Consider the following 6599-nt stretch of genomic DNA (forward strand, 5'->3'; position numbering starts at 1 on the left):
GAGAAATGGCGGATAAAAAGTCGCTTTTGTGAGGAGAATAGCGGGACTATTTGACGAACAAAAGCGGCTTTTTAGACCCATTTATCGTAGCCGCAGTAGGAGCATGACTGTTAAGACTGCTTCTTACTATTCATACGAGAAAACAAGAATTCTGCAAGCATAAAGTCATATTCAGAATCAATATCAATACTGTCTTTTTCTGGCATAATATAAAACTCTGTTTGACCTTGATAAAAATCCTTGCTTTCAAGAAATAAAGATGAATTGGCTATATAAATAGCACCATTTACATAAAAGCTCTCTTCTAAGCTCTGTCTTGGTTTTGAAAAATCTAGCCATTGTGTTATGGGTTGCAAGTATCCATTTTTAAGTTTAAGTCCTTTTTGGTAGGGCCGATTATTTTTTGTAATGCTAACGAGTGTTTCACTTCCTTTTTTCTGATATTTTATTACCGCATTTTTTATATGCTCCTCACCCCTAAGGGGAGAAGTTGGCTGAAGTAAAACAAAATGTGTAAAACGACATGCTTCATTGATAAGTGTCTGTATTACATGCTCAACAACATCACAGCTTTTAGCATTATCTGTAGCCAGCTCTACAGGCCGCTTAATAACAAAGGCACCGAATCTCTTACTTATCTTGTTTATTTGTATACAATCTGTCGTAACAATTACTTTTTTAAAGCAGCCACTATTTATAGCAGCTTCTATAGTGTGAGCAATAAGTGGTTTTCCTGCCAGAGGTAATATATTTTTTTGAGGAAGACCTGTAGAGCCTCCCCTTGCCGTTATAATTGCAACATAGGTATTTTTCATAATCTCTCATACTAGAATTGATTGCATTACCACAACATGCCAGGAGCCTGACCGAGAATAGCGCCCTTAGCGAGGATTGTGAGAAATTGAGGATAAAATTTCTGTTTCTGAGGAGAATAGCGGGGCTATTTGATGGAGAAGCAGGAATTTTTAGACCAATTTATCGCAACCGCAGTAGGGTAGTCTATTCTCGGTCAGGCTCCTAGAGGAATATCATTAAAAAGCTTCTGTTTTTTTGTCTTCCATAAATTACTCTGTTTTATTACAGAAATAAATTTATCCGTACTATTTCCTTCCCCAAAATAATTATTGCACGGCAGTTTACCAATAGAAACAGCCGAATAAATTTTATCTAAGATAACATCTTTATCATTGCTTGATTTAAAAATACTTTTTATTACTGCCCGGCCTTGCTGCCTGTTACCAATATTTATTGTAGGTACACCATAGTAGGGTGCCTCCCTGATACCTGCACTTGAATTGCCTATGATAAATGAGGCGTTTTTTAAGAGGGTGAGAAAGAACTCAAAGCGAATAGATGGAAATACCTTAAACTTCTTATTGCTCTTGATAGATTCATAGGATTTTATAATATCCGAAGAACCCTTATCATTATTCGGATAAATGATAATATAGTCCTTATTACTTTCCACAAGAGCCTGTATAAGCTGGCGACTATACTGAGCAATATTTTCTACATCTGTCGTCACCGAATGATAGAGAACAATACCATATTCACTATAGTCTATGTCATATCGCTTTTTAGCTTGATCAAGAGAAGGAAGGTTGCTAGAGGCCATGATATCAATATCAGGTGAACCAATAATAAATATATTACAATTCCTTTCCCCCATTTGTATAAGGCGCTCAGCAGCTTCCTGATTAGCCACCATGTGCAAGTGAGACAATTTAGAAACTGAGTGTCTGATAGACTCATCAATCGTTCCTGAACGCTCACCTCCCTCTATATGGCATACCAATGTATTTGTCAGGGCTCCAACAATAGCGCCTGCCAGGGCTTCTACCCTGTCACCATGTATCACCAGCATATGAGGTTGACACTCATGGATATAGCGAGATAATCCCTGGATCGTGCTCGCTAAAATCATTTCCATTGGGTCGCCTAAATGCTGATTCATGAAGGTATGGACGTTATGGAAATTTTCTTTAAAAACTTCTTTTGCCGTATAACCATACAAATTAAGAGTGTGCATACCGGTCACAAAGATATGACACTCAAAGTCACTTGAAAGCTCCACAGCTTTCATTAAAGGCTTTAGCTTCCCGAAATCAGCCCGGGTACCCGTAAGAAAGAGTAACTTTTTCATTAATAAACTGATAATCAACGTTTTTGGACTAGATCATTATAGCTAATATGCTGGTCCTGAAAAATTTTATATTTCGCCGTTGTTCCTAGTACATCCTTGAATTGTTCAGCAGGAATTTCACCTGTTCCCGGCCTCTTGACCCAAGTATTTTCTTCGGTCAACATCTCACCTTCCTCAATAGTTTTAGTCGCTACAACGGTTGCAAACGCAAAGTCAATGGTTGGTTTTTCTTCCCTTAAGGGTTCTTTCCTTCCCCCCCTGGCACGTTGAATGATAGAGGCGCCCTCAATAAGTTCCCTTAATGCTTGCGAATCCATAGAGCACTCAATATCAGGTCCTAACCGGTTCATACTATCGGTAAAATGACGCTCTAAAATACAGGCCCCTAATGCGACAGCCCCAAAACAAGCATGATTAGATGTTGAGTGATCAGATAAGCCTAAAACAGCCTTAGGAAAGGCTTTCCGCATTTCAGTTATTGCTCCCAACCTGATAAGTTCAGGTGGTGTGGGATAAACGTTGGTGCAGTGTAAAAGCGCATAGGGTATTGAAGCATTTTCAATAATATTGACCGCTTTTTTTATACTGCCAATAGAATTCATTCCAGTACTTAGAATGATGGGTTTGCCAAAACCAATAATATGTTCAATCAACGGGTAGTTATTGCATTCCCCTGACCCTATCTTATAAGCAGGAATACCCATTCTATGGAGTCTGTTCGCGCCAGCCCGTGAAAAGGGCGTGCTGATAAACAGTAACCCTTTGCTTTCAGTGTATTTTTGAAGTTTTATCTCATCTTCTTCGTTCAGAGCACAACGTTCCATAATTTCATAGATAGATATATCCGCATTTCCTGGTATCACTTTTTTAGCAGAAGCACTCATTTCATCTTCTATTACATGAGTTTGATGCTTGATAATTTCCGCACCCGCTGAAGCTGCCGCATCAACCATTTCAAATGCTGTTTTTAACGACCCCCCATGATTGATACCTATTTCAGCAATTACCAGCGGTGGAGTATCTGAGCTTATCTTTCTATCATTTATATAAAAATATGACATATGAAACTCCTGTTAACTAGTTAGCTTGTGTATGGTCTGATACCAGCTTGCAACCTGCTGCAATCCATTTTCTTGTCGGTCAATAGTTACTTTCTGTATAAAAATACGATCATAGCCTTGAATATGACATTCGTTTTTCTTATGGATACGGTAGTTAAGTCCAGCAAGGTGGTTACCTGAAGCCCCAATGGTTATCAGGCCATTTTTGTGGTGAATCGTATCTTTCGCGGAATAAAAAGAGTTTTCTTGATTGCGCCAATCTATAACCAGCCAGGTTGCGTCAAACCTACCTATATTTTGAGCAAAATCTGTCACATTACCCAGCAGGGAAACCCCCCATGCCACAATAAGTACTGGTTTTTCCTGTAGCGTTACATCCTCTAAGGCAGCGTTAATCACGTCAATTTTGTTTTCGTAACACAAGGATAATTGCTTTTCATCATTTTCTACCCCTATAGCATTAAAACCAATATCATTTAAAAGCTTTACATGCCTCCCGGAGCCGCAACCTATATCAACCGCATAGCCTGATCTGGGCTCTATTTTATATAACAGGCTTACCAGGTTGCTATCTGGGAAACGCATTTCACGCCATTTATAAGGTATATTCATAATGAGTCATGCTGGATTCAAGCAATAAGGGCGGGTATTATAAATCACAGATTTTCAATAAACAATTCTATATTTTTTGCATCAATTCTTTGAATCACAAAACTTTTTTTATCCCAAATCCCTTCATCTGTATACATGCCAGTAAACCCATTTTCCTTGAGAAATGGCTCCAAATCATTATTTGTTACGCCATGCCTTGGTTTCATGGGTAGAGTAAAAATAGTTGTGCATGGAAGCCCAGCATCAATAATATGTTTTCTATTAGGCACGACTTCTTCTTTGATATATTTTTCAATATTAACATCAACACCAAAGTGAGAAACAGTATGCGTTCCAAATTCTGCGTTTTTATACTGTAAATAGTGTTCAGGAAAACCAAACCTGCCATGAAGTGCTTTTTCTTCATCTAACGTTGGCTCACCAATTAACTTGATCGCCTCCTCTGGCTGGATAATCAGATTTATTGCGCCTTTTATTATCCGACGATATTCAAGGGTCTCATGACCGTACATTTTATCAATATAATTAATATGCTCTTCTTTAATATAGCTTTTTATTTTTCTCGAAAGCATTTCAAGCGCTTCTGTGCTCCTCATCACCAAAAGTAATTGAACAAAATGAGTCATAGGATAAACAGGTTTTTCTTGCCAAGGTCCAGTAATTAGTGCTGTATGAGTGGGTATATTATTTTTCTCACACCACGGTAATACATTATTTAGCCAATCAACTGTGCCATCATCACCCGTGACGTAAAAGGTATTATACTTATTTTCGTTATGTATCTCACTGGTTTTTCCTGCAACCCACCCTTTGTCAATTATACTGCTTATCTGCTTTTTGAATCTATCCATTGAAATAGGAAAACTCCCATTTACAGCAGGATGTTGAGAACTGTCTATAGAGTGATAAGCAAAGACTACCTTTTTCATTGAATAACCTCTATGCCAATTTCATTATAAAGAGAAAAATTTGTAAAAAAATCTGTTGTAGAAGCTGAAACCAAACCAGAACCTATTGAAACCACTCTGGTACGATGCCCAAAAAACAGTTTTGCCGTTATAAGTGCTGTACTATACACTGAAATAATGTAATCAAATTGTTCATCGAGCATATATAGTTCAAATGGCTTATCTGAGTTGACTAATTGCGCACCATCAATCATCAATTCATAGGGTATTTTATAAATTTTTGCAACAGTATGTGGAAGATAATATATACTTTCGACATTTTCACAAGATAAAAAATTTATAATCTTTTTCTTCACCTCCAGCTCTTCTAAAGAACTCATAAGTTGATCATTGCAGAGCGTTTGACCAAGAATTAAGGCTTTCTTTTTTCCATTTCCAACCTTTAACGTGTCTCTTGGTACAGGCAAAGCCTCACACTTCGCAGGGGGGTATTCATGGGAAAGTCCTGGTATCGTGTAGATTTTATTGACGATATCAGATAGAATGCCACGCTTGTCACCTGAATAAGGCGTATATCGTAAATTATAAGCACGGTCTAACCAGGATACCCTACGTTTTTGAACACGTGCTTTTTTTCGCTCTGATGAGAAATATTCGATCGCTATATTTGATGAGCCGTCAGGAATAATATTGAACGTCACATTTTCCGCGCCATACTGACTTACAGCTCGGTCAATAATATAATTATATTCAGATCCCACTATAGTGATCATATAAAAATTAACTTTCTTTTGGGGGAAGGTGCTCAATAGAGCAAAAATCCTCATTAAATAAGATACCACCCCTCTTCTTCTACCCAGCAACCCTTTTTTCTTTTCAAACTTGATAGTGCGCGCTGCCCAATCACTATTAATAGATTGCACAGAATTTAATAAAAATTGTTCAAAACATATGAAAATATTATTTTTTCTCTTGTTCGCCAGGGTGACTGATGCAACTGTTTGAAAGCCAGAGTTTACCAAGTAAACATTCAACGCATCTGGCTGGTCTGTTTTAATCGACATATATAATAACTATCATCCCAATTTGACACCCTCCCCACCGTGAAGAGGCTGTCGCGAAACTCTGAAATACACCCCGCACTGTCATCCTGTACAGAGAATGTACAGGAACCACACTCTATGCAAGGCACTCTAACCGCACGCATCATGCGGGTTTAGTGATTCACGTCCTTGTGGCATAGATCCCATACAATCCCTGTACGGGATGACGACGGAGAAAATTAAAAGTTTCGCGACACCCTCTGAACAACAGGGATTCCATTACCAGCAACGGAACTCGCCTTATTCGACAATCTGCTCTACCTTTCGGATTGTTAAAAAAAACACGGGCAGAAAGCGGAGGTATTTTGCTTTTCCTGTCCGTAATCGCTGGAAACGCCCAGCAAGAAAAGAATACAACAAGGGGCTTGCAAAGCAAGCCTCACTTACATTCCCGCAATTATAGAGGGTGTTGCAAAAAGGTTAAATACACCTGACTGAGCCTTTTCTGTCATTCCTGCCCTTTTCTGTCATTCCTGCGAAGGCAGGAATCCATCGCCAGCGGTAACGTCACCACTTTGTCCGGATGACGATGGTCAGCAGAAGAATATCTAACAATTTATGTTCCGCTTTCCAGCTTTGTCGAGAACCACTGATGATGGATAGTTGCTTGATGTTCGATCAAGTTGAAGGCGTTCATTTTGATTATCTTATATTAATTTTTAAGTACATGACCATTTGCTTTTCAAGTTGGTCTACAGGCCTTGCAAGGCCTGCCAGCAAGAAAATATATGTTTTCATTTGGTCATATACTTATATAAAAAAACCACGTGTT

Annotated in this window: 6 protein-coding genes; all 6 read right to left on the reverse strand. The window is 38.5% G+C overall.

Features of this window, described 5'->3' with window-relative positions:
• Positions 1 to 110: 110 nt before the first annotated feature.
• On the reverse strand, positions 111 to 815 hold the full coding sequence (locus V4C51_RS16565; protein WP_330927288.1) for an acylneuraminate cytidylyltransferase family protein: 705 nt from the start codon (positions 813 to 815) through the stop codon (positions 111 to 113).
• A gap of 194 nt (positions 816 to 1009) precedes the next feature.
• A complete protein-coding gene (gene neuC / locus V4C51_RS16570) occupies positions 1010 to 2143 on the reverse strand; it encodes a UDP-N-acetylglucosamine 2-epimerase (RefSeq protein WP_330927289.1) in 1134 nt (377 codons plus the stop codon).
• A 14-nt stretch (positions 2144 to 2157) separates the two neighbouring features.
• Positions 2158 to 3204, reverse strand: a complete 1047-nt coding sequence (locus V4C51_RS16575) for an N-acetylneuraminate synthase family protein (RefSeq protein ID WP_330927290.1) — start codon at positions 3202 to 3204, stop codon at positions 2158 to 2160.
• A 12-nt stretch (positions 3205 to 3216) separates the two neighbouring features.
• Positions 3217 to 3816 (reverse strand): class I SAM-dependent methyltransferase, encoded by a 600-nt coding sequence (locus V4C51_RS16580; RefSeq protein WP_330927291.1) that lies wholly within the window; start codon positions 3814 to 3816, stop codon positions 3217 to 3219.
• A gap of 44 nt (positions 3817 to 3860) precedes the next feature.
• Positions 3861 to 4745 carry a polysaccharide deacetylase family protein gene (locus V4C51_RS16585; RefSeq protein ID WP_330927292.1) on the reverse strand — a complete coding sequence of 295 codons (885 nt, stop codon included), beginning with the start codon at positions 4743 to 4745 and terminating at the stop codon, positions 3861 to 3863.
• Positions 4742 to 5788, reverse strand: coding sequence for a polysialyltransferase family glycosyltransferase (locus tag V4C51_RS16590; RefSeq protein WP_330927293.1), 1047 nt, complete (start codon positions 5786 to 5788; stop codon positions 4742 to 4744). The genes V4C51_RS16585 and V4C51_RS16590 overlap by 4 nt, the downstream gene beginning before the upstream one ends.
• Positions 5789 to 6599 lie beyond the last annotated feature (811 nt).

The sequence above is a fragment of the Candidatus Sororendozoicomonas aggregata genome, from assembly GCF_031528575.1.
In the GTDB taxonomy this organism is placed as follows: Bacteria; Pseudomonadota; Gammaproteobacteria; order Pseudomonadales; family Endozoicomonadaceae; genus Endonucleibacter; species Endonucleibacter aggregata.